Source organism: Streptomyces tricolor, from assembly GCF_002155905.1.
GTDB lineage: Bacteria > Actinomycetota > Actinomycetes > Streptomycetales > Streptomycetaceae > Streptomyces > Streptomyces tricolor.
The window spans coordinates 1-480 of record NZ_MUMF01000980.1 but is presented as its reverse complement, the minus strand read 5'-3'; the positions used below and the strand labels follow the sequence as shown (position 1 = coordinate 480).

Below are 480 nucleotides of genomic sequence, written 5' to 3'. Positions count from 1 at the left end.
GCCCTGGCCGGGCCGGGTCTGCGTGCTGATCGCGAAGGAGTACGTGAAGACCGTGACGCTGGACGCGCCGCTGGCCGGGCGGACGGTGGTCGGCGCGGACGGCAAGGAGATCCCGAAGGCGAAGCCGGGCTCGCTGCGGCCGGACGCGTCGGCGCAGCCGCGCTAGGGCCTGGAACGCGACGGCGGCGGCCCCCCTTCCGCGAAGGGGGGCCGCCGCCGTCGTCCGTTCCGGCGTCGGCTCAGCTGAAGGAGTCGCCGCAGGCGCAGGAGCCGGTCGCGTTCGGGTTGTCGATCGTGAAGCCCTGCTTCTCGATCGTGTCCACGAAGTCGATGGTGGCGCCGCCCAGGTACGGAGCGCTCATCCGGTCCGTGACGACCTTGACCCCGCCGAAGTCCTTCTCCACGTCGCCGTCGAGCGAGCGCTCGTCGAAGAAGAGCTGGTAGCGCAGGCCGGAGCAGCCGCCGGGCTTGACGGCGACG

General features: G+C 72.5%; 1 protein-coding gene. It reads right to left on the bottom strand.

Going from position 1 to position 480, the window contains the following annotated elements:
- Positions 1–239: 239 nt before the first annotated feature.
- Positions 240–480: iron-sulfur cluster assembly accessory protein (locus CCN44_RS42090; RefSeq protein ID WP_086704542.1), on the bottom strand; the 241-nt coding region annotated here is incomplete at its 5' end.